Below are 22,269 nucleotides of genomic sequence, written 5' to 3'. Positions count from 1 at the left end.
GATGCACCACCGGGTCCCACCCGGTCCGACCTGGTACTGCCCGGTCTTGACCGAGTATATTCACTCGTTCTGTCCCGCAGTCAGTCACAAACAAGGGGAAGCCGCCATGGCGGAATTGCAGGATCTGGGGTCACGGATCCGCCGGCTGCGCCGGGAGGCGGGCCTGTCGCAAATGGACCTGGCCGGGACGGAGCTCTCCCCGAGCTACATCTCGCTGCTGGAGGCCGGCAAGCGGACCCCCTCCCCGGAGGTCCTGGAGCAGATCGCCGCCCGGCTCGGCTGCCCGCCCGAGCACCTGCTGGAAATGGTGGCGACCGATCGGCCCGACACCCTCCAGACCGATCTGCGCTACGCGGAGATCAGCCTGCGCAACGGCGACCCGAAGACCGCGCTGGACACCTTCACCGCGGTCCGCGACGCGGCCGCCGCCCAGGGCAAGGACGCCGTCCGGCTCTCCGCCGAGTACGGCGCGGCCCAGGCGCTGGAGCACGACGGCCGGCTGGAGGAGGCCGCCGAGCGCTACCAGGCGCTGCTCGACCACGCCGGATACGGGCAGTCCCTGGTGCCGCGGCTCGCGGTCGCGGTGGCGCTGTGCCGCTGCCACCGCGAGATGGGCGACCTCGCCCACGCCGTCGACCTGGCCACGAGCACCCTGGAGGAGGCCCGCAGGCTCCGGATCACCCCGACCGTGCTGGGTATCGAACTGCTGGCCACACTCGTCGGACTGCACTGCGAACGCGGCGACCTGCACCGTGCCGCCGCACTGGCCCGGACCGCCATCGAGGAGGCCGAGGGGGTCAGCGACCGCAAGGCCCTGGGCGCCGCGTACTGGAACGCCGGTGTGGTGGCGCACCGCAGCGGTGCGTCCGCCGACGCCCTGCTCCTGCTCGAACGCGCCCTGGCCATCTACTCCGAGGGTGACGACGCCCGTGCCCTGTCCCGGCTGCGCAACGCCTACGCGTCCGTGCTCATGCAGTCGGAGACCGGCGACATCGCGGAGGCCAAGGCGCAGCTGACACGCAGCGCGGAGGCCCTCGCCGACCACGGCAGCACCGTCGACATGGCCTACTGCGAGACCTCGCTGGCCCGCGCCTGCCTGCTGGAGTCCGACGCCCCCCAGGCGGAGCGGCACGCCCGCCGGGCCCTGGAGCTGCTGGGGTCCGGGCACCGGCTGGAGACGGCCCGGACCCTTCTGGTGCTGGCGGGCGCCCAACTGCAGCTCGGCGAAGCGGCGGCGGCCGAAGCCGGCTGCGAGCGGGCCGCGCTCCTGCTGGAGGCCTCCGAAGCCGACCGGCAGGCCGCGTCCGCGTGGAACGACCTCGGCGAGCTGCTGGAGCGCTCCGGGCGCACGGACCGGGCCGTGTGGGCGTACCGGCAGAGCCTGCGCTGCCTCGGCCAGCGCAGCAGCCTGCTCCCGGCCGCCGGCGCGTCCACCGGGGCGTCCGGCAGCGGCGACCTCGGTCAACAGGGGTCGGCCCGGGCATAGATCGGCTGCTGATCCCGTGTTGATCGTCGGCGACTAGCGTCGGACACGACAGGCCGGGACGGGCCGCAACCCTCTCCGGGTTCCCTCTCCCCGGTCCATGCCCCGACGAAAGTAGCGCTCCGCATGTCGCACGTCCCCAGCCGCTCCACCGGTGCCCCCACCCTCGGGGGCGCCGCCACCGGACCATCCCCCCGGCTGACGGCCCGCGCGGTGGTCCTGGCCCTGCTGCTGGCCCTGTGCCCCGTCCACATCGCCCTCGCCTCGACGGCGGACCAGGGCGTCCTGCCGACCGAACACCAGAGCCTGCGCCCCGCGCGCGACATCCCGCTGTGCTGCTGACGCGACCCGTCGGCACCACCGCACCGCCCCCCAGCACCCACCGGTGGACCACCGGTGGTGAACGTCAAGGAGGACCACCCATGTCCAAGCTGCCCATCGCACGCGCCGCCCTCAGCCTGCGGACCCTTCTGGCCGCGGCCGTACTGGGCCTCGCGGGAGCCGGTTCCGCCCCCGACCTCGTCGCGGCGGGCGGTGGCAGCACCATCGCCGTCAACAACACCGGGTCGGACTACACGCCGCCGGGACCCATCATGTGACCCACGCTCCGGGGACGGCCGTCCGCCAGCGCGGGTACCCCGCGCCGGGCAGCTCTTGCGCACCCGGGGTTCCCGTCCCCCGTAACGGGAACCCCGGTCAGGCCAAGGCGGCCAGCAGCTCCGACACATCGGCCGCGTCGGGCAGCCCGAGCCGTGTGAAGACGCCGTGTGCCTGCTCCAGCTGCTCCCTGGCCCGGTACGTCTCACCCAGGTCCGCAAGCGCCCGCCCCATCGCCACCGAAGCCTGCGCCCGGTCGCGCTCCGAGCACACCTCCTCGCAGCGCTCGACCGCCGCGGCCGCGTGCTCCACCGCCTCCGGCACCCGCCCGGTTCGCCGCAGCGTCTCCGCCAGCCGGTACAGCACATGTGCCTCCCGCTCCCGCAGCCCGGCCGCCCGGCACACGGCCAGCGCCTCGCCGTAGCGCACCACCGCCTCCTCGAAGCGGCCCACCCCGTGCAGCGCCATTCCGAGCACGTACAACGCGTAGGCCGCCCCGACCCGGTCCTGTAACTCGTCCATGACCAACAGCGCGGACTCACAGGCGGGAACCGCCTCCGCGGGAGACCCGCCGCGCACCCGGGCCAGCGCTGCGTTGACGCCGGTCACCGCCGCACCGGACCGGTGGCCCAGGGTGTGGGCGAGGGCGATCGCCTCCTCGTAGCAGGCCGCCGCCTCCTCGAAGCGGCGGAGGAACTGGGCGACCAGCCCCAGGTCGTTGAGGGCCTGGCGGAGCGTGTAGACGTCGCCCGCGGCACGGGCCGCCGCCACGGACAGCTCGGCGTGCCGCCCGGCCTCCTCGATCCTGTCCGCGCGCAGGGCGATGCCGCTGCACAGCATCCGCGCCCGCCCGATGGTCCGCCGGCAGCCGCTCAGCTCCGCGGCCTCGGTCAGCGCCAGCGCCACCGGCGCCATCCGCTCGTACCAGACGGCGGGAGTGAACGGGCTGACCGCGAGCAGCAGGTCGACCGCGCCGGCGAGCCGGTCCCCGTCCGCGTCCGGCAGCCGCAGGGTGACGGTGCTCAGCGCGGCCGCCACCAGGCCGTCGATCTCGGCCACCACCCAGGCCCGGGCGGCGTGCACGTCGCCGAACTCCAGCCCGACCGAGCGCAGCGGACCGAACGCGTTCGCCACCGCGTCGCCGGGGATCGCGTGCGGGAAGGCACTGGCGGCCGTCGCCAGCAGGAAGTCCAGCAGCCTGCCGAAGGCCTCCGCCGCCTCCGCGGGGTCGTGCGACTCGGCATGCTGCCGGGCGAAGACCCGCACCAGCTCGTGGAAACCGTAACGGCCCGGCTTGGCCGACTCCACCATCGCGGCATCGGTCAGCGACTCCAGCAGGTCCTCCGCCGTCGATTCGTCGACGCCCAGTGCCGCGGCGGCCGTGGGTACCCCGATGTCCGCCGAACCGGCCAGGGAGACCAACCGGAACGCCCTCGCCTGGGCGTCGGTGAGCTGCTGGTAGCCCAGTTCGAAGACGGCGTCGATGGCCAGCGTGCCGATCCGCAGCTCGGCGATGCGCCGCTGCTCGTTCGCCAGGCGCGCGGTCAGCGTCGCCACCGCCCACGAGGGCCGGGCCGACAGCCGGGCGGCCACGATCCGCACCGCGAGGGGCAGATGGCCGCAGGCCTCGACCAGTCGCAGCGCATCCTCCCGCTGCGCGGCCAGCCGATCCCGGCCGATGATCGCCCCGATCAGCTCCAGTGCCTCGTCGGTGCGGAACGGCTCCAGCAGCAGCTGGGACGTCAACGAAAGGTCGAACACGGGCGACCTGCTCGTGATGACGACCGCGCAACTGGGGGACCCGGGGATGAGTTCACGGACCTGGGCGGCGTCCCGGGCGTTGTCCAGGACGATCAGCAGCCGCCGCCCGTCGATCAGCGACCGGAAGAGCCTGCCCCGGTCCTCGACGCCGTCCGGCACCTGGTCCTCCGGCACCCCCAGGGCCGCCAGGAACCCGGCCAGGACGAAACCCGGTTCCGCCGGGTCGGGACCGTTGCCCCGCAGATCGGCATGGAGCTGGCCGTCCGGGTAGTGGGAGCGCGCCCGATGGGCGACGTACAGGGCGAGGCAGGTCTTGCCGACGCCCCCCATTCCCGCGGCGGCCAGCACGACCGGTGTCCGGCGCACCCGCTCGGTCAGCAGCGCGTGCCAGACGTCGACCTGATCGCGCCGTCCGACGAAGTCCGGCGCGTCGTACGGCAACTGGGCGGGCACCACGCCCTCGGTCCCGCCCCCCACCACGCCCGGCCCCGGCGGCGGCTCCGGCGCTGACGCCGCGAGCGACTGCACTTGCTCCGGCGCCGCGATCGACTGCACCGGCTCCGGCCCGGCCTGCACGGGATCGCCCACGAGGATCCGACGCTGCACCTCGGTCAGCTCCGGCCCGGGCTCGATGCCCTGTTCCTCGATCAGCAGGTCCCGCACCCGGCCGAACACCGCCAGGGCATCGGCCTGCCGCCCCGCCTTGTGCAGCGCCCGCATCAGCAGGCCGTAGGGACGCTCCCGCAGCGGGTGGGCCTCGGTCAGTTCGACCAGATCCGGAATGGCCGAGCGGTGCCGACCCAGCGCCAGGGCGAGCTCGAAGTGCTCCTCGCACAAGGTCAGCCGCAACTCCTCCAGGCGGACCCGCTGCCGCTCCGCGAACGGCCCGGGCACCCCGGCCAGCGGCTCCGCCTGCCACAGCTCCAACGCCTGTGCCAGCAGCCGGGCGCCCTCCGCCGTCCGGCCGTCGGAGGTGGCGTACGCCGCCGCGGCCGCCAGCCCTTCCGCCCGGCAGAAGTCCAGTGCCCCGTCGGGCACCGTCAGCCGGTAGCCGTCACCGGCCAGCTCCAGGGTGGTCGGCGCGGCGTCCCCCGGCTCCAGCAGCTTGCGCAGCCGCCACACGTACGTGCGGACGGTGGTGACCGCCCGGGCGGGCGGCTCGTCCCCCCACAGTGCCCCGACGATCTGCGCCATGGAGACGGGCTGGTTCCCCCGCAGCAGCAGGAGCGACAGCAACGCCTGCTGTTGCGGCGGCCCCACTCGCAGCTCGACGTCCCCCCGGTACGCGCGCACCGCGCCGAGTATCTCGAATCGGAATGCTCCGGCCACGTGGTGGCTCCCCTCGCAACAGCCAGTACCAACGCAGGCACGTGACGCCTGTCGTCCTCTGCAAGACGCGACTCGCCGGGCCGAGGATCCGCTCTTTCCGGCCGTGATGATGACGAAAACGACACGTCGCCGCAGTTCGGGCGGCCATGATCTCGGTGATCAGGCCCCTCCAGCAGCATCCCTGATCCGGTCGCGGACCGGACGGACCGCGTCGAGACCCTTCCGGTCGAGGTGGAGCTTGCCGGGGAAGACGGGGCAGGAGCCCCGCAGCTGAGCGCTGCGCCGAGCCCGTGGGCAGCCGATCCGAGTGCGGTGGTTGTGTGGCCTTGGGTGGCTGACGATCACCTGGCGGCCCAGATGTGGATGGCCGCGAGGTGGATCCAATGGGTCAGCAGTGAGCCCGAGCACGGATGTTCAGACCGGCCCTCTCACGAACGCCGCCGGGGGAGGCCCGAGGCGGATCCGGGGACGTGATCCCTCCACGAAGACCGTGCCCCGCCCGGCGGCATCAAGCCGGGTTCATGTCCTCAGCCCGCCGGCGGGGGCCGACCTCTCGGTGCCGCCGGTACGGCCGAAGGACCTGAACCCGTACCGGGATTCAGGCCGCGACGAGCTCCTGCTCGCGGTCCGGCGTTTTGACCCTGGGCTTCTTGTTCGGCAGCGAGAGCCGGAAGACCTTGCGCCACGCGGAGAACACCTGCTTGGGCAGCGGCCCGGTGACGTACTCCAGCTCGTACTTTTCGAACAGCGCGCGCACCTTCACCGCGACCTCGGCGTACCGGTTGCTCGGCAGGTCCGGGAACAGGTGGTGCTCGATCTGGTGCGACAGGTTGCCGGTCATGAAGTGCATGGCCCTGCTGCCGCTGATGTTCGCCGAGCCCATCATCTGGCGCAGGTACCACTGGCCGCGCGTCTCGCCCTTGATCGACCGGCGCTCGAAGACCTGAACGCCCTCGGGGAAGTGCCCGCACATGATCACCGAGTGGGACCAGATGTTGCGGACCAGGTTCGCGGTGAACGTGGCGGCGAGCGTGGTGAGGAAGGACGGGCCCGACAGCAGCGGGTGGATCACGTAGTCCTTGAGCACCTGCTTGCGGATCTTGCGGCCCACGGCCCTGGCCCGCGCGCGGAACTCCGGGGTATTGCGGCGGCGCTTGTGCAGGTTCTTGCCGAGCTCCAGGTCGTACGCTGCGATGCCGTACTCGAAGAAGCAGGCGTTGATGAAGTTCCACAGCGGCTGGCCGAGGTGGAACGGGTGCCACTTCTGGTCCTCGTCGACGCGCATGATGCCGTAGCCGAGGTCGTTGTCCTTGCCGATCACGTTGGTGTACGTGTGGTGCAGCTCGTTGTGCGAGTGCTTCCACTGGTCGGCCGGCGAGACGTGATCCCATTCCCAGGTGGTGGAGTGGATCTTCGGGTCCCGCATCCAGTCCCACTGGCCGTGCAGGATGTTGTGGCCGATCTCCATGTTGTCCATGATCTTCGCCACGGACAGCCCGGCGGTGCCGATCAGCCACGCGGGCGGGAAGAACGAGAACAGCAGCACGCCCCTGCTGACCAGCTCGATCTTGCGCTGCGCCGAGATGACCTTGCGGATGTAGGCGGCGTCCTTCTCGCCACGGCTGGCGATCACCTCGTCGCGGATCGCGTCCAGCTCGCGGCCGAGCTCCTCGATCTGCTCCGCGGTCAGGTGTGCGGTGGGGTCGATGGCGGTCAAGGTGCTCCTACCGTTCGATGTCGCAGGGGCCCGCCGCGGCGGACACGCAGGTCTGGATGAGGACGCCCGGCTCGGCCTCGGTGATCTCGCCGGTGCGCAGGTCGCGGACGGCGCCGGCCTTGAGCGGCGTGACGCAGCCGAAGCAGATGCCCATGCGGCACCCGGACGGCATGAGCACGCCGGCCTCCTCGCCGACGTCCAGCAACGGCGTGGCGCCGTCCGCGTCGACGGTCTTGCCCGTGGCGCTGAACGTGACCTCGCCGCCCTCGCCGGCGACGACGATGCCGGGGCGGAAGCGTTCGGTGTGCAGGCGCTCTTGTACGCCGTGTTCGCTCCAGAGCCCTTCGGCGGCGTCCAGCAGGCCCGCGGGCCCGCAGGCCCAGGTCTCGCGCTCGGCCCAGTCGGGCACCAGCTCGTCGAGACGGGTGATGTCGAGCATGCCGTCCGTGTCGGTGTGCACCTCGGTGAGCCGCAGCTTCTTGGCCGCGACCAGGTCGTGCAGTTCGCTGCGGAAGATCACGTCCTGCGGCTGTGGCGCGCAGTGGACCATGACGACGTCGTCGAACTCGATGTCGCGCAGCATGCCCATCACGGGCGTGATGCCGCTGCCGGCCGTCAGGTAGAGCACCTTGGCGGGCTTGGCCTGCGGCAGCACGAAGTCACCGGTTGCCTGGTCGAGCTGGACCAGCGTGCCCGGTTTCGCCCTGCGGACCAGGTGGTTGCTGACCTTGCCGTCCGGGATCGCCTTCACGGTGATCGTGACGCGGCCGTCCCGGCGGTTGGTCGGCGAGGTGAGGGAGTAGGCACGCCACAGGCGCCTCCCGTCGACGTCGACCCCGATCCGCACGTACTGACCGGCCGTGTGACCGCGCCAGCCCCGTCCCGGCCTGATCACGATGGTCGCGGCGTCACCCGTCTCGGGGTGCACGGCCTCGATGCGCCCACGCAGGTCGGCGCCCGCACGCAGCGGGCTGACCAGGTCGAGGTAGTCCGACGGCAGCAGCGGCGTCGTGACCATCTCCAGCAGTTTCCACGCCCTACTGCGGAGGGCTGCACTCGTCATGGCTCCAGCTTGCTGTGCCTCAGGGCGTAAGATCCTAACCGTAGGGCGTGAATCTGATCGGCAGAATTGTTCGCAGGGAACAAAAACGTGAGCCATGTAACCCGGAGGGCCAGCGAGCTGGCCCTGGATGAGACGACGGTCACCGTACTTCGGGCCGCGCTGAAGACCACCGCCGACGAGGTCGTCCAGGCGATCATCGACGAGGTCCCTCCCTACGCCAACGCCCTTTCGGGACACATGGGCGCCACCATCCGCCGCGCCGTCCGCACCGCCCTCGGGCACTACCTGGACCTCGCGAGCGGGAACGCCACGGGCGGCGACGGCGGTGACGCGGCCTACGAGCTGGGGCGCGGCGAGGTCCGCGACGGCCGTTCGATGGACGCTCTGCTCAGCGCCTACCGCGTCGGCGCCCGCGTGGCCTGGCGATGCCTGGCAGCGGGGGCGGTACCCGCAGGTCTGCCCGCCGCCGAGGTCGCCAAGTTCGCCGAGCTGACCTTCGCCTACATCGACGAGCTCTCCGCCGCGAGCGCCGCGGGCCACGCCGACGAACTGGCCGCCCGGGGCCGGGACCACGAGCGCCACCGGGAACACCTGGCCCGCGACCTCCTTGCCGACGCGAGCCCGGACGTGCTGCTGGCCTCTGCTCAACGGGCCGGGTGGCAGCCTCCGGTTTCGCTGACCGCGGTCCTGCTGCCCGCTGCCCAGGCCCGGCCTGCCTACCGCGCGCTCGACCCGAGCACCCTCGTTCTCGACGATCTGCCGGACGCCACCGGTGTGCTGCTCGTCCCCGATGCCGACCGGTCACATCTCTTGCGGCAGCTGACCGACCGCACCGCCGTGGTCGGCCCGGCCCGGCCATGGACCCGAGCGTCCGCCTCGTACGCACGAGCCGCACGCGCCCGCTTGCTCTCCTCCGATATCCGCGACACCGAGGACCACCTGCCCGAGCTGGTGCTGAGTGCCGACGCGGACGTGCTCGCAGACCTGCGTGCCCGAGCCCTCGCACCGTTGCGGACCTTGCCCGTCGCGACCGCACGGCGGCTGGAGGAGACGTTGCGGGAGTGGCTGCTGCACCAGGGCAGGCGGGACGAGGTGGCGGCGGCGTTGTTCGTCCATCCACAGACCGTCCGGTACCGGATGTCGCAGCTGCGGGAGCTGTTTCCGGATCTCGCATCGCCACACCGGGTCCTCGAGCTGACGCTGGCGGTCGGTCTCCGGGTCGGCTGACGCGTACGTCGACCGTCCACGGCCGAGTCCACGAGCAGTCCAGGAACCGTGCCTCGTTCTCGGTGCCGTCAGCCAGCTCATGCGGCCCGGGGGAGAGCCGTATTGGCCAGCTGAGAGCGGGAAGAGCGGACAAGGCCTCGGGAAGCCGGCCGGGGGCGCTGTTCTGGCACGACCTGACCTACGGGCGCGCGCCGGGCAAACAGGAGCCCACAGGTCCGGTGCCAGATGACGCCGAGCTTCGCGAGGGCGCCGATCCGCCCGTCGAAGATCGGATGATCACTGCGGGCGATGCCGACCAGCGGCATCCGGGTGAGCTGCCGCGTCCGGATCTCCGGGTCCAGGTGCCCCAGGACGCCCAGTTCGACGTCCACCCAGCCCTGCCGCAGCCCAGGGCCGCCCTCCACCGACTCCGGCAGGAAGACGACGTCCACCTGCGGGGCCTGCGCGTGGATCCGCTCGGTCAGGCTCCCCGCCGGTCCCACCAGCAGCAGGTCAGCGGCCTGCACCGTGAGGGATGCGCTGGAGGTGCACGGCGTCGAAGCCGGCACCGGGCCGCAGCACGTCATCGCAGCCGCGCAGCAACGAGGCGACGTCCTCCCGCAGTTCCACGGCGCGCGGCGTGGGCACCAACCCCTGGCCGGCCCGGACGAGCAGCGGGTCACCGACCACTCCAAACACGCTGTGCGCATCACCGGGCTCAGACGCCGAGTGCGGCGAGCGCGGAGAGCTGCTGTCGCCGAGGGAGCCGGGCGGCGTCGGCAGGCCGCTGCGGCTCGCCAGCCACCGCACCGTGGTGTGGTCCGCTCAGCGGTCGTCCGCAGGTGCCCCTTCGGGTCCGAGGGTGGTGTACGCGGGCTGGGCCGGTGCGGGGTGTCTGCGACGTCTGGCGATCAGTGCCGACAGGCCCAGGCCGCCGCCGACGAGGGTGAGCAGCGCGCCAAGTGCGATGGCACCGGCTGCCACCAGAAGCCAGTTCGGTTTGGGGACGACTCTGCCCCGGATGTCCGCGGTGTTGAACGTGCCGGGGCGGCCGTCGGGGAAGTCATGGTCATATGCGACGGCCCGGTTGTCGCCGAGGGCCAGGACCCGGCCCTCTGGGACCTGGACGTCGAAGGCCGCGACCGATGGCCGGCTCCCGGGCGGCAGGTACGGTTCGGCGAGCGGGTTCCCGTTGAGCATCAGCGTGCGGTCGCCGACCTGGTACGAGAGCCGGTCCCCGCCGACCGCCACCACCCGCCCTCCGACACCGACGGCGCCGGCCGGCCGGCCGGTGGAGAGCACGACGACATCACCGCGGTGCACCCGCTCCGCACCGCACAGCTCGTACCAGAGCGCCGCACCGCGAGGAGAGGACGGCACCATGGACTCGTCGCCCATGCGCAGGCCGTCGTACCCGCCCGAAGGCATCGACCGGCCGATGGCCACCAGCGCGGCGAACACCATCGCCACACCGAACACCACCAGCACGAATCCCCAAACTCCCCGTCTGTGCCCCGGCCTGCGCCCCATCAAGTCCCCCAAGATCGCGTACGTGTTCGAGAAGGGTACGGGGCCGGATGGGGGCGAGCCGATGCGAGGGGCCGCGTACCGGCTGATAGGTGTTACGGACTCTCATGCGCGGGCATCGGGGCGTTCGTCGGATTGAGGATGCCGAGCTGGGCTGGGTGGGGCGAGTGCCGCGTTCGCTCGGAGCGGTCCGGAGGAGGGGCTCTTCCTGATCGTTGGCGCCGGGTTCCGCAGCACGCCGCGCAGGGGTCGGTTCAACAGGCATGGACCAACAACGGCAGCGCTGCGCACCAACAGCACTATCAACGTTATCGGCCACATGTTTCCATTGATGCTATCGCTGATAACGTTTGGATGGTTCCAGTGAAAACGTGAGGAGAGCTGTCATGACTCAGGAAGTCGCTGCGGGGACGAGGTGGTCGAGTCCCTGCGCACTGCCCGTCGCGGCCTCGATCGAGCGCGGCAGCATGATGCTCTCGTAGGCGCGGACGGCGTCGTCGACGCTGGATTCGGTGACGAGGGCGTGGGCGAGGTCGGAGCCGTCCAGCATGGCGAGATTGGCACCCAGTCCAACCGGGGGCATCAGGTGCGCGGCGTCGCCGAGCAGCGTGACGCCGGGAACGTGCTCCCAGGTGTGCGGGGCGGGCAGGACGAAGAGGGACCGGTTGACGAACCCGCTGTCGCTGTTGCGCAGGAGGTAGCGCAGGCTCTCGTCCCAGCCGTCGAACATCCTCAACAAGTGCGTCTGCACGGCCCGTTGGTCGCCGAGGTCGATACCGGCAGCCATGTGCCAGTCCTGCGGCGCACGCAGCGCAATGTAGGCGCGGATGTGGCCGTTGCCGTTGCGCTGGGCGACCAAGGACCTGCCGGCGCCCTTCGCCAGCATCGATCCGTTGCCGACCAGCCGCGCGAGGTCGGGATGGCGGGTGTCGCACTGGTCGAATCCGGCCTCGACGAAGGTGACGCCGGTGTAACCGGGCACGGCGCCCGACAGGGCCGGGCGGACACTCGACCAGGCGCCGTCGGCACCGACCACCAGATCGAATTCCTCGGCTGTGCCATCACTGAAGAGCAGCCGGCAAGTGCCGTCCGGCAGCGGGCTGACCCCGGTGACGGCGCGGGCCCACCGCACCGTGCCCTCGGTGATCGAGTCCAGGAGCAGTCCGCGCAGTTGGCCTCGGTCGATCTCCGGCCGGCCGCCGGCGGCGGGCGGACCCTGATGCGCCAGGAGGGCGGCGTTGGCGTAGTCGAGCACGCGCCACTCATCGGCCTCGGGGCGGGCGAGGGCGTGGAACCGGTCGAGGAGCCCCGCCGCACGCAGGGCGGCCTGACCGGTGTCGGCGTGCAGGTCGAGGGTGCCGCCCTGCGGGCGGGCGTCGGCGGAAGCCTCGCGTTCGAAGACGGTGACGGAGCGGCCGTGTTGCTGCAGGACTCGGGCGCAGGCGAGGCCGCCGAGGCCGGCGCCGACAATCGCGATGCGGGGACCACGAGCAGGGTTCATGGGAGTGTCCCTCGGGAGGTGGGTGAGTCGCCGGAAGGTCCGGCCTCACCAAGAAAGCACACTCACTAAATAAGTACAACGACTCAACTTTTGCAATCACTTCACAATCGGGTACGATATGCAGGTGACCGAACCGACCGGGCGCCGCGAGCGCAAGAAGGCCCAGACCCGCCAGTCCCTGGCCGACGCCGCGCTCGAGCTCTTCCTCGACCGCGGCTACGACCAGGTCGGCGTCAAGGACGTCGCCGACGCCGCCGACGTCTCGATAACCACCTTGTTCAAGCACTTCTCCGGCAAGGAAGCCCTGGTCTTCGACCAGGACGACGACCTGGAGGCCGCGCTCGTTGCCGCCGTGCGCGACCGCACCCCCGGCACGTCGATCCCGCAGGCACTGCGCGAGCACATCCTGCTGAAGCAGACCCAGTTCGCCGTCCATGCCGCGGACCCACGATTCGCCGACTTCACGCGCATGGTGCAGGAGACCCCTGCGCTGCGCGACTACGCTCACCGCATGTGGACGCGCCACGAGGCAGCGCTGGCGCGGGCCATCGCCGAGGCTGTCGGCGCGCCCGAGGACGACGTCAGCTGCGCCGCCCTGGCTCATTTCGCCCTTGAGGCCCGCAGCCTCATCCTGCGGCACTCCGAGCCGCACCGCGCCGCCGACGATGCCTTCGCATTGCTCGAACACGGTTGGGCGGCCTCCCACCCGGGCAGCTGACCCGGTCCGCGCGGAGCCCTGGTGTGCGTGGACGCGTTGCGCGCCCTCACAGGGTCAACCTGAGCAACTACGGCGCCACGCAAGCCACCTGAACCGACATCCAGTCAGACAAAACGGCCGAATCTGCTGAACAAGCCCTTGGCGTGGAGGGCTTCCCCAGCGGCCGGAGGCGCTGCGGTCTCTCACGCGGCCGGAACTCCTCCGGAGGGTGCGGGTGGAGCCGGCAGGTGGAGAGACCATGGCCGACCTGCACGACCTGGTAGCGGATCTGGTGCCTGCCCTGGATAGGGACGACAGGCGTGCCCTTCCCGGGGAGACGCTGGACATCGAGGTGGGCACGCGCCACGAACTCACGCTGCACCCAGCCCACGTCCACGGCCTCACCCAGATCCTGCGTCGGGCCGTCGGCACCATCGGGGCTCGCAGTACGCCCGGCGGCGGCCGGTGCTTCCACTGCGACGGCGCCGACCGCGCCCGTCCACTGTGGGAGCCGGCCGCCGGACAGGCCTGAACGACTGGGCAAGCTCAAGGCGACCCTGGGCAAGCCACCCGCGAGAGGCGGCTTGCCCGGGCATTCGGCTACGAGCTCTCCCTGGGCGCACTCGGGGGCGAACGGCTGAGCGGCACCATGCAACGCTGCTCACAGCACGAGCGCTCGCGCCGGGATGGGCGGCGACAGGCGTACGCAGCGTTCGTGGAGGCTGCTGTGGATTGCGGCGAGGGTATCGGCACCGTCCAGGCGAATGGTGGAATCCCCGGCGACCACCACGGGCCTGTAGGGGAAGCCCTGTGAGCCGGCGGCCCTTGCGCGGGTGCTGGGGATCGAGGGTGGCTACCCGCGCTGTCCCAAGTCGCTCCTGCGCAGCGGCGCCTGGAATCCGGAGCAGTGGCTGCCGGCGGACGCCCAGCCGTCCTCGGCCGAGGTGACCCCGGCCCAGCTGCGGATGCCGGAGCTGACGATCGCCGACATCGAGCAGGCGGAGGCGGACTCGCTCACGTACCGGTACGGGTATCGGGCCGATCCGTTCCGAAGCGGGGCTCACCATTCATCGGCGCGGTCGGAGGGTGCGGCGGGCACGGCGGGCAGCGGCCAGGTCGAGTATGTCGTCGGCGGCGATCCGGGGCGGGCCGTCGGGCCCGTCGGCGTTGCAGCGCGGCATCGGACCCCGGTGCCGGCCGGCCGACGCGGCTTCGGCGGCGACGCCTCGGTCGAGGGCGGCGGCGAGCATGCCGGCGAGCTCGCGGGTGCGGTGGGTGACGGTGTCGGCGGCGTGCCGGGCGATCTCTGCGGGGCAGTGGCGGCGGGTGGGCGGGCGGGTGCGGGTGGCGGGTGCCTCCGCGGGCGCAGTGGCGGGGAGCTGCCCGGCGCCGCGGTGCCCGGCGTCGAGCTCGTCGGCGAGGTGGCGCAGCACCCCGGCGGCGGTGGCGCGCGGGAGGTTCGAGCGGACGTCGGCGGGGCCCCGGTTCGGAAGGGCGACGATGAGGCGGTGAGTGTCGAGGGAAACGAGGGTGACGACGTCGGGGGTGCGGGACACGGGGCGAGGCTCCTGTCGGGGTCGGGGCGCTGCTCACGCGCGCGGCAGGAGCGCGGCAGGAGCCCAGGCAACGCAACTTCTAGTTGCGATACGGTGGAGACTGACACGCGATCGCTCGCTAACGCAACTAGGAGTTGCAATGGAGTCGGACTCCTCCGGACCCGTCCGCCCGGTAGGGCGCGGCCGCAAGGCGCGGGCAGCGGTGCATGCCGCCACCCTCGCCGAGTTGGTGGACCGGGGGTTCGCCGAGCTGACCATCGAGGGCGTGGCCCAGCGGGCCGGGGTGCACAAGACGACGCTCTACCGGCACTGGAAGGACCGCGCGAGCCTGGTCGTCGACGCGCTCGCCGAGCACCTCGCCACCGACATCCCCATTCCGGACACGGGGGCCGTCGAGACCGACCTCCAAGCACTCGCGCGAGCACTCGTGCAGAGCCTGACGGGCCCGGTGGGCCGGGCGGTGCAGGCCGCGCTGTTCTCCGACGCCGGCCGGCTGCCAGAGGTCGCCGAGGGGCGGCGCCGGGTCCTCTCCGACCGGTTCCGGCGAGCCGAGCCCGTGGTCGTCCGTGCCATCGAGCGGGGTGAATTCCCGGCAGGGACGGATCACGTCGCGGTGTTCGAAACCATGGCAGCGCCGATCTACTTCCGGCTGCTGGTCGGCTCCGGTCCGGTCGAGGAGGGCACCGCCGACCAGGCCGTACGGATCACACTCGCCGCCGCCCGCGCGGGCGCGCTGACACAGGGCCCCGCCGTCACGGTCAAGGCAACCCCTCGGGCACTCTGAAGCTCTGGAAGGGCCGCGGCGACGGCAGCTTCGGCGCCGCCGCGAACGTCACCGGCGGCTGGAACTTCACGCAGACCACGGCGGCGGACTTCGACGGCAACGGGAAGGCCGACCTCGTCGCCCGCGACGACACCACCGGCGACCTCACCATCTGGGCCGGCCGCGGTGACACCGTCTTCGGCGCCGCCACCAAGCTCACCGGCGGCTGGTAGAGCCCCGCTCCCCGACCGACCGACCGACCGCCGCCCGGACCGGACACCACACCACCGGGCGGCGGCCACGTCCCCGACCCGAGGAACGCTCCGATGCCCTCTCCCAGACGCGCCGTCCGCCGGATCAGAACCACGGCCCTGCCGCTGCTCCTCTCGCTGGCCGCAGGCACCCTGGTCACGACGAACGCCACCACCGCACACGCCGCGACGTACCCCACCGTGCGCGAGGCGTTCAACAACACGGCGATCAGCCCGGACAGCGAACCCGCAGCAGCCGACTTCGACGCCGCGGGACGCAGCCTGTCGGCCACCGACCTCGACAGGGCGGGCTGGCGCCGGGGCACCAGGGTCACGATCGCCGGAACGACCTACACCCGGGCCGATGTCGCCCCCGGCCAGCCCGACAACGTGCTGGCCACAGGCCAGACCATCGCGATACGGGGCGCCGGTAACGCACTGGGATTCCTGGCCTCGGCCACGTCCGGCCCCGCCACTGCGCCCGTCACCGTGACCTACACCGACGGCACATCGGCGCAGCAGACCCTGGAGATCGCCGACTGGACCTCAGGCGCGACGACCACGGCCGCCCTCAGCCTGGACCACCGCAACACCCCCTCCGGACAGCAGACGGCCCCCGCCCGCCTCCACGCAGTCACCGTGCCGCTGGACCCGCGCAAGAACCTCGCCTCCGTCACTCTGCCCAGGACCGGCAGCTCCGCCGCGCCGGGCGCCCCCGCGCTCCACGTCTTCGACCTCTCCGTACGCAGCACACCCGCCGCCCCGGGCGGAAAGTTCTGGGCAGGCAGCTGGGGTGCCTCCTTCGGGTCCGCCCAGCTGCTGGCCCAGCCCGGCTGGGCCCAGCAGACCCTGCGGATGGTCGTGAACCCCCACACCAGCGGGACCACCGCCCGTATCCGGTTCGCCAACACCTTCTCCCCACAGCCGATCCGGCTCGGCCACGCGACGGTCGCCGCCCAGGCCCCGGCGGGCGGCGCGGCCGCCGCCCAGCCACCCGTCTCCCTGACCTTCGGCGGTGCACCGGAGACCACCCTTCCCGCCGGCGCGGAGACCTACAGCGATCCCGTCACCATCCCCGTCACCGCGGGAAGGAACCTCCTGGTCAGCATCTACCTCCCCGACCAGGTCACGGTCGTGCCCACGCACGACTACGCCCTGACGACCTCCTACATCGGCAACCGGCAAACGGGCGACCACACGGCCGACACCGCCGCAACGGCATTCCCCGGCACCCTCTCCCACTGGGCCCTGGTCAGCGGCATCGACGTCGCCACCACCGAGAACATCGGAACGATCGTCACCCTGGGCGACTCCCAGACCGACGGCGCCCACTCCTCCCCGGACCACAACCAGCGCTGGCCCGACCACTACGCCGCAGCGCTCAACGCCACCTCCCAGACCGCCGGCGTCGTCAATGCGGGCATCAGCGCGAACCGGCTGCTGACCGACCGCACCGACAGCGCCGGACCCAGCGCCCTGAGCAGACTGGACCGGGACGTCTTCGCCCAGGGCAACGTCCGTACGGTCGTCATCTACGAGGGCATCAACGACCTTGCCCATGACAACGCCTCCGCGCAGTCGGTCACGGACGCGATCCGCCGCATCAGCGCACGGGCGAAGGCACGCGGCATCCGCGTCGTCGTCGCCACCCTTCCCGCATTCGGGGGCTACTACGCCTACAGCGACGCCAAGGACACCGCACGCCAGCAGGTCAACGCCGCCATCAGGACGATGCCGGAGGCGGACGCCCCCACCGACTTCGACCTCGCCACCCGTGACCCCGACATGCCCTCCCAGCTCCTGCCGGACATGCTGAACCCGGGCGGCGATGACCATCTCCACTTCGGTGACGCCGGCACCAGGACACTCGCCGACACCCTGATCCGTGCAGCCGACGGGCCCAGCGTCGCCATGTCCCAGACCGCGGCCGCGGACTTCGACGGCGACGGAGCCCAGGACCTCGTCGCTCGCCACGACCCGACGGGCACCCTCAAGATGTGGCGCGGACGGGGCAACGGCACCTTCGCCTCCGCCGTCGACGTGACCGCCGGCTGGCGCCCGTTCTCCCAGACCACCGCAGCCGACTTCGACGGTGACGGCAAGGCCGACCTGATCGCCCGGGACCCCTCGGGCACCCTGAAGCTCTGGAAGGGCCGCGGCGACGGCACCTTCGGCTCCGCCCTCACGGTGACGGGCGGCTGGGACTTCACCCAGACCACCGCGGCCGACTTCGACGGTGACGGCAAGGCCGACCTCATCGCCCGCGACTCCTCGGGCACCCTGAAGATCTGGGCAGGCCACGGCGACGGCACCTTCGGCGCCGGGACATCCCTGACCGCCGGCTGGGACTTCACCCAGACCACCGCAGCCGACTTCACCGGCGACGGCCAAGCCGACATCGTCGCCCGGGACGGATCAGGGAACCTCAAGATGTGGACGCACAACGCAGGTGGCCACTTCAACGCCCCCATCAACGTCACCAGCGGCTGGCGCCCCTTCTCCCAGACCACCGCGGCCGACTTCACCGGCGACGGCAAGGCCGACCTCATCGCCCGCGACGACACCACCACCGGCCTCCGCAGCTGGGCCGGCCACGACGACACCACCTTCGCAAGCCCCACCACCCTCACCACCGGCTGGTGACCAAGTTGCGGGAACCGACAGGTGTTCGCCACGTGATCACTGAGCGGACCGGTCTGCCCCTCTCCACCCGGATCTCAGCAGCGAACACCCACGACAGCCAAGGGCTGGAGTCCATGGTGCGGGGCATCCCACCCATCCGGTCCCGCCGCGGACCGCGCCGCCGTTGGCCGGCCAAGCTGCACGGGGACAACGGCCACGACTTCGACCGTCTACGCACAAGGCCCGCTCCCGCAACATCACACCGCGCATCGCGCGGCGAGGCGTCGAACCCTCCCAGCGCCTTGGCCAGCACCGATGCACCGTAGAACGCACCGTGGCATGGCTGTCCGGGTGCCGCCGCCTGCACCGTCGCCACGAGCGCAAGGCTGAACACTTCTTGGCATTCACAGGCATTCGCAGGCATCGCCGCCGCGGGGCTAGCGCGCGGCTTCGCGGCGGAGCAGAAGTTCGACGGCCACCGCGCGATCCTCTTCACCCCCAACCGGCCCCGGCGGCCGCCTGCTCCTGCAGACCCGGCGCGGCTCCCTGAGGGGGTCCCGGCCTGGACAACCGGCCGGGCGCTGCAGACGGATGGTGGCCGTCACGACTGCCTCGTCTCCCCGTCCGTCTGGGAGCCGACGGATGTCAGAGGACGTGTTCGGTGGACGGGCTCCCACGGCCTGGCAGTGGGTGAGGATCGGCTGGGTGTGTTGGTGCAGTCGATGTCCGTCCGTGACCGAACGATGACGTATTGGGGAAGGGCCTGTAACTCGATGCGGGATACAAAGAGTTCCGACCGTTTGTATGCGCTACCTGCTGGGGATCATCATGAAGCTGTCCCGCACCGCCGTGCTCGCCGCTTTCGGCCTCGCCGCGGCTCTGTCGCTTACCGCTTGCAACAACGGTGAGGATTCCGCGCAGGCCCCGGCAGCCAAGGACCCCTCGTCCTCGTCCTCGTCGTCCTCGTCGTCGGGCGGCGGGACGTCCCCGGACCACAGTTCGGGCTCCGGTGGTGCGCAGGGGGGAAGCGCGAAGCCTGGCTCAGGGAAAGGTTCCTCGTCGTCTTCCAGCGCTGTGAACGGCGGGGCGGAGAGCGCTGGCAAGACCCCGTTCTGCAAGACGCAGGACCTGGCCATCGAGGCTACGAACGCTGCGCCTGACCAGAGTTCCGGCAGGATCAACATAACGATGGTCAACCGGGGTTCGGGCACCTGCTCGGCGACGGGCTTCGCGGGCGTCGACATCAAGGACGCCGACCACACTTCGAACCCCATCGAGCGGGGACAGGCCCAGCCGCGCGTCACCACTCTCAAGCCCGGCGACGCCGCTGTCTTCGATCTCGCCTACACCATCGACGGCAGTGGCAGGAGCCTCGCGCACCCGACCGACATCTTGGTGACGCCGCCGAACGAGACCCATACGGTGAGCCTGAAGTGGCCTGCGGGCGCGGGCGGGATCAAGGGCGCCTACACCGACGTCCAGGTCTACCCCACACACACGACCAACTGAGACCGACCGGCAAATGGCGGGTGGGGCAGCCCGGGCAGGACCGAACGCAAGGCAGGCACGAGCCTGAGGGATCACGGAGTTCTTGACGCTCTGTGATCACCCGAAGGGCTCGCGCCTGCGGTCCCGGCATGCCTTTCGAAACCCCTGTGGGACCACTTCGCCGCTCTGCTGCCGTGCGGAAGGGATACGCCGGGAGCCATGCGCCGGGTTGCCACCGGCGACGGATTCCAGACCGGACCGTCTTCGGGTACATCGTGCTCGCGCTGGTCCACGGCTCCGGCTACGCGCCGTGGACTTCCGCCTCTACCTCGCCGCCACTCCCGTCAGGCTCCGCGTGCTCATCCGGCGCTCGGCGAGCCGCTGCCGCTGGGACGGCCGCCCCACCACCGGACGCCTCAAGTGATCCGTCTGCCGGTCGGCCTCAGCCCCAGTCCTGCAACTGCCGGAGCAGGTCGGCGTCGCCCTCGATCCGCAGCGAGCCGGCCGGGATGCGCATGTACATGAGCAGGGCCATCTCGCTCGCCGTGCCGTAGACGGCGGCGGTGGGCTTGCTCTCGGCGGCCTCCGCCGCGGTGAGGCGGGTGAAGCGGGAACCGGCGGCGTCCACCGTCTGGCGCCAGGAGCCGGCCTCGGCTGCGTGGTAGTCCATGGTGGCGGGCTCGCCCGGCCACGGGACCGTGCCGGTGCAGACGGTGGCGAGGAACTCCTCGATGGCGTCGACCGCCTCGGTCGTCGGCAGCTCCTGCGGGGTAGCGGAGGCCAGCTGGGCGTCGTAGGTGTGGATCAGCGATTCCGGGACGCGGCGGCGGGCCACGGCGGCCACCGTGTGCGGCGATGCCAGCGGCTCCCACCAGGCCCAGCAGCCCCGGTCCGGGCCGGCCTCGCGCAGAGCAGTGAGCAGCTGCTCCGTCGAGTCGGCCAGCCAGGCTATGAGGGCCTCGCGCTCCCTGGGCGCCGCCAGCCCGTCCTTGCTCGGCCGTTCGTCGCCCGGCGCGGTGTTCAGCACGATGTAGGCCCAGAAGCGGTCCCCCTCACTGAGGTGGTTCGCCAGGTCGTACAGCGTCCAGCCCGGGCAGGACGGGACGTCGGCGTCGAGGCTGGGGGCCGCGGCGACGGCGGCGCGGAACGCGGCGGAACGCTCGTCAATCATCCGCAGCAGGGTGGGGAAGGAGAGATGATCAGTCACGCGGACCTTGTATCACCCGGACCAGGACTCTCGCACTCGATTAAGACCGAGTCCTATGTGGTGAGGCGTCGTTCACTTCGATATGGGGCGGGGTACGCGGAGTTGGATTGTTCCGGACGGGTTGTGGGAGATCGCGGAGCCGGTGATCCCTCCGTCGAGGGTGCGGCCGCAGGGCGGCGGGACTCAGGACACGCCTGATGAGACCCTGTTCGCGGCCATCATCTACGTGCTGGTCAGCGGCTGTGCCTGGCGAGCCCTGCGACCGTGCTTCGGGATATCGAAGTCGACGGCCCACCGCCGGTTTCTGATCTGGTCGAGGGCCGGCGTGTGGGGCCGGCTGCACGAGGAGATTCTGCACCGCCTCAACGACGCCGGACTGCTCGACCTGTCCCGCGTCGTCCTCGACTCCGCCCACGTACGGGCCAAAAAGGGGGCGAACTCACAGGTCCGAGCCCCGTGGACCGGGCAGGCCGGGCTCCAAGATGCACGTCCTGTCGGACGCGGCCGGACTGCCCCTCCTCGTCGGCGTCTCGGCCGCCAAACCCACGACAGCCAAGCGCTGAAGCCCATGGTGCTCGGTCACCGAACGAGACACGACCCCCACCGCGGCCGCCACTTCAAGCCCCAGCGCCTGCATGCCGACAAGGCCTACGGCGTACCTGAACTGCGGAAATGGCTCTGCGGCAAGCGGATCGGCGTCCGTATCGCCGGCAAAGGGACCGAGTCGAGCGAACGATGAGGGCGTCGGCGGTGGGTGATCGAGCGGACCATGTCCTGGCTGACCGGTTACCGCCGACTGAACCACCGCTACGAACGCCCCCCGCAACCACCTGGCCTTCCTCGGCCTCGCCGCCGCCCTGTGCTGCTACAAACGCCTGGTCCGCCTCACCACATAGGACACGGTCTAAGGGATCCGGGACGGATGGACGGTCAGAGCTCCCAGAGCGGAAGACCCGATCTTGTGAGAATCGCGCTGTGGAGTGCGACGTATGCGGGCGTTGGATGTGGCAACGGCCGTTGGACCCGAACGAGTGGGCTGAGGAGATCTGGTCCTGCTCCTGGTGCTGCGCGGCGACCCATGTGGGCGGCGAGTGGTTCAAGATCTCCCGTCCCCCGTATGCGCCCGTAGACCGTCGCTGGGAGACCGCGCTCACGGAGGGGTTGCCTCCCGATCCTGCTCACGCCTGCGGCTTCTTCGAGAACACGCTGTGCGGGATCGGGCTCCCGGGCATTGGTCCGTCCGACTACCTCTGGCTCCCGGAACGCCTGAACGCATGAGGTGCATGGAGGGAAGCCGCAGTCGTCATCGATGGCGTTGGCCGCGCGAACGGCGGGACGACCACGCACGAATCAGCATCGCGAAGCGGCAGGCCAAGTAGTCAGCACTCCCCGTTTGTGGCAGCCCCGCCTGGGACGGGGGCTGCCACAAGCGTCTGGACGGCCTGGTCCCGGCACTGAGCTGACGCCGCCCGAAACCCCCGTCCGCGGGCGGCGTCAGCTC

20 protein-coding genes and 4 pseudogenes are annotated in these 22,269 nt (G+C 71.3%); 15 read left to right on the top strand and 9 right to left on the bottom strand.

All coding sequences use genetic code 11. The annotated features are described in order from the left end of the window. The first annotated feature begins 106 nt into the window (after positions 1–106). The 3 genes from ACFXA3_RS00975 (at position 107) to ACFXA3_RS00965 (ending at position 2,082) form a co-directional block, all read left to right on the top strand. Positions 107–1,486 carry a helix-turn-helix domain-containing protein gene (locus tag ACFXA3_RS00975; RefSeq protein WP_385180120.1) on the top strand — a complete coding sequence of 460 codons (1,380 nt, stop codon included), beginning with the start codon at positions 107–109 and terminating at the stop codon, positions 1,484–1,486. Positions 1,487–1,609: 123 nt separating this feature from the next. Further along, a complete protein-coding gene (locus tag ACFXA3_RS00970) occupies positions 1,610–1,825 on the top strand; it encodes a hypothetical protein (RefSeq protein ID WP_385180117.1) in 216 nt (71 codons plus the stop codon). Positions 1,826–1,905: 80 nt separating this feature from the next. Continuing rightward, positions 1,906–2,082, top strand: coding sequence for a hypothetical protein (locus tag ACFXA3_RS00965; protein WP_385180115.1), 177 nt, complete (start codon positions 1,906–1,908; stop codon positions 2,080–2,082). 97 nt (positions 2,083–2,179) lie between these two features. Here ACFXA3_RS00965 and ACFXA3_RS00960 read toward each other — a convergent pair whose 3' ends face one another. The 3 genes from ACFXA3_RS00960 to ACFXA3_RS00950 all read right to left on the bottom strand — a co-directional run bounded on the left by ACFXA3_RS00960 (position 2,180) and on the right by ACFXA3_RS00950 (position 7,905). Next, the gene (locus ACFXA3_RS00960; protein WP_385180112.1) at positions 2,180–5,170 is read right to left on the bottom strand and encodes a BTAD domain-containing putative transcriptional regulator; all 2,991 of its coding nucleotides are present in this window, start codon (positions 5,168–5,170) and stop codon (positions 2,180–2,182) included. Positions 5,171–5,768: 598 nt separating this feature from the next. After that, a complete protein-coding gene (locus ACFXA3_RS00955; protein WP_385180109.1) occupies positions 5,769–6,887 on the bottom strand; it encodes a fatty acid desaturase family protein in 1,119 nt (372 codons plus the stop codon). Between the two features lie 7 nt (positions 6,888–6,894). Then, complete coding sequence (locus ACFXA3_RS00950) at positions 6,895–7,905, bottom strand: ferredoxin reductase (protein WP_385180179.1); 1,011 nt, start codon at positions 7,903–7,905, stop codon at positions 6,895–6,897. 132 nt (positions 7,906–8,037) lie between these two features. On the opposite strand from ACFXA3_RS00950, the gene ACFXA3_RS00945 reads away from it, so the two are divergent. Then, a complete protein-coding gene (locus ACFXA3_RS00945) occupies positions 8,038–9,177 on the top strand; it encodes a helix-turn-helix domain-containing protein (protein WP_385180107.1) in 1,140 nt (379 codons plus the stop codon). Between the two features lie 77 nt (positions 9,178–9,254). Here ACFXA3_RS00945 and ACFXA3_RS00940 read toward each other — a convergent pair whose 3' ends face one another. From ACFXA3_RS00940 to ACFXA3_RS00925, 4 genes are all read right to left on the bottom strand, one after another. Beyond that, positions 9,255–9,683, bottom strand: a complete 429-nt coding sequence (locus tag ACFXA3_RS00940) for a hypothetical protein (RefSeq protein WP_385180104.1) — start codon at positions 9,681–9,683, stop codon at positions 9,255–9,257. Beyond that, a complete protein-coding gene (locus tag ACFXA3_RS00935) occupies positions 9,670–9,846 on the bottom strand; it encodes a hypothetical protein (RefSeq protein WP_385180101.1) in 177 nt (58 codons plus the stop codon). Before ACFXA3_RS00935 ends, ACFXA3_RS00940 begins: the two co-directional genes overlap by 14 nt. Positions 9,847–9,981: 135 nt before the next feature. Then, positions 9,982–10,644, bottom strand: a complete 663-nt coding sequence (gene lepB / locus ACFXA3_RS00930; RefSeq protein WP_385180098.1) for a signal peptidase I — start codon at positions 10,642–10,644, stop codon at positions 9,982–9,984. A 430-nt stretch (positions 10,645–11,074) separates the two neighbouring features. After that, on the bottom strand, positions 11,075–12,184 hold the full coding sequence (locus ACFXA3_RS00925; RefSeq protein WP_385180095.1) for an FAD-dependent oxidoreductase: 1,110 nt from the start codon (positions 12,182–12,184) through the stop codon (positions 11,075–11,077). 118 nt (positions 12,185–12,302) lie between these two features. Here ACFXA3_RS00925 and ACFXA3_RS00920 point away from each other — a divergent pair, with 118 nt between their 5' ends. The 3 genes and pseudogenes from ACFXA3_RS00920 to ACFXA3_RS00910 all read left to right on the top strand — a co-directional run. Beyond that, complete coding sequence (locus ACFXA3_RS00920) at positions 12,303–12,902, top strand: TetR/AcrR family transcriptional regulator (RefSeq protein WP_385180092.1); 600 nt, start codon at positions 12,303–12,305, stop codon at positions 12,900–12,902. A 238-nt stretch (positions 12,903–13,140) separates the two neighbouring features. Further along, on the top strand, positions 13,141–13,413 hold the full coding sequence (locus tag ACFXA3_RS00915) for a hypothetical protein (protein WP_385180089.1): 273 nt from the start codon (positions 13,141–13,143) through the stop codon (positions 13,411–13,413). A gap of 280 nt (positions 13,414–13,693) precedes the next feature. Further along, positions 13,694–13,909: pseudogene (locus ACFXA3_RS00910) on the top strand (pyridoxamine 5'-phosphate oxidase); the annotation flags it as partial. Between the two features lie 39 nt (positions 13,910–13,948). On the opposite strand, the gene ACFXA3_RS00905 reads toward ACFXA3_RS00910, so the two are convergent. Beyond that, positions 13,949–14,437, bottom strand: coding sequence for a hypothetical protein (locus tag ACFXA3_RS00905; RefSeq protein ID WP_385180087.1), 489 nt, complete (start codon positions 14,435–14,437; stop codon positions 13,949–13,951). A 139-nt stretch (positions 14,438–14,576) separates the two neighbouring features. Here ACFXA3_RS00905 and ACFXA3_RS00900 point away from each other — a divergent pair, with 139 nt between their 5' ends. The 6 genes and pseudogenes from ACFXA3_RS00900 to ACFXA3_RS00875 form a co-directional block, all read left to right on the top strand. Beyond that, positions 14,577–15,221 carry a TetR/AcrR family transcriptional regulator gene (locus ACFXA3_RS00900; protein ID WP_385180084.1) on the top strand — a complete coding sequence of 215 codons (645 nt, stop codon included), beginning with the start codon at positions 14,577–14,579 and terminating at the stop codon, positions 15,219–15,221. Then, positions 15,218–15,433, top strand: coding sequence for an FG-GAP repeat domain-containing protein (locus ACFXA3_RS00895; protein WP_385180176.1), 216 nt, complete (start codon positions 15,218–15,220; stop codon positions 15,431–15,433). The genes ACFXA3_RS00900 and ACFXA3_RS00895 overlap by 4 nt, the downstream gene beginning before the upstream one ends. Before the next feature lie 93 nt (positions 15,434–15,526). Next, positions 15,527–18,094 (top strand): FG-GAP-like repeat-containing protein, encoded by a 2,568-nt coding sequence (locus ACFXA3_RS00890; RefSeq protein ID WP_385180081.1) that lies wholly within the window; start codon positions 15,527–15,529, stop codon positions 18,092–18,094. Between the two features lie 29 nt (positions 18,095–18,123). Continuing rightward, positions 18,124–18,503: pseudogene (locus tag ACFXA3_RS00885) on the top strand (transposase); the annotation flags it as partial. 374 nt (positions 18,504–18,877) lie between these two features. Continuing rightward, positions 18,878–19,582: a DUF4232 domain-containing protein gene (locus ACFXA3_RS00880; RefSeq protein ID WP_385180078.1), complete on the top strand. Its 705-nt coding sequence runs from the start codon at positions 18,878–18,880 to the stop codon at positions 19,580–19,582. Between the two features lie 144 nt (positions 19,583–19,726). Continuing rightward, a pseudogene (locus ACFXA3_RS00875) lies at positions 19,727–19,866 on the top strand (IS5/IS1182 family transposase); the annotation flags it as partial. A 137-nt stretch (positions 19,867–20,003) separates the two neighbouring features. Here ACFXA3_RS00875 and ACFXA3_RS00870 read toward each other — a convergent pair. Next, positions 20,004–20,768 carry a maleylpyruvate isomerase family mycothiol-dependent enzyme gene (locus tag ACFXA3_RS00870; RefSeq protein WP_385180075.1) on the bottom strand — a complete coding sequence of 255 codons (765 nt, stop codon included), beginning with the start codon at positions 20,766–20,768 and terminating at the stop codon, positions 20,004–20,006. 82 nt (positions 20,769–20,850) lie between these two features. On the opposite strand from ACFXA3_RS00870, the pseudogene ACFXA3_RS00865 reads away from it, so the two are divergent. Together ACFXA3_RS00865 and ACFXA3_RS00860 are read left to right on the top strand one after the other, a co-directional pair. Beyond that, a pseudogene (locus ACFXA3_RS00865) lies at positions 20,851–21,664 on the top strand (IS5 family transposase). Between the two features lie 121 nt (positions 21,665–21,785). Further along, positions 21,786–22,046, top strand: a complete 261-nt coding sequence (locus ACFXA3_RS00860; protein ID WP_385180073.1) for a hypothetical protein — start codon at positions 21,786–21,788, stop codon at positions 22,044–22,046. Positions 22,047–22,269: the final 223 nt, after the last annotated feature.

It is taken from the genome of Streptomyces sp. NPDC059456 (assembly GCF_042750055.1).
Lineage (GTDB): Bacteria > Actinomycetota > Actinomycetes > Streptomycetales > Streptomycetaceae > Streptomyces.
This window is presented reverse-complemented; position numbering and strand designations above follow the sequence as displayed.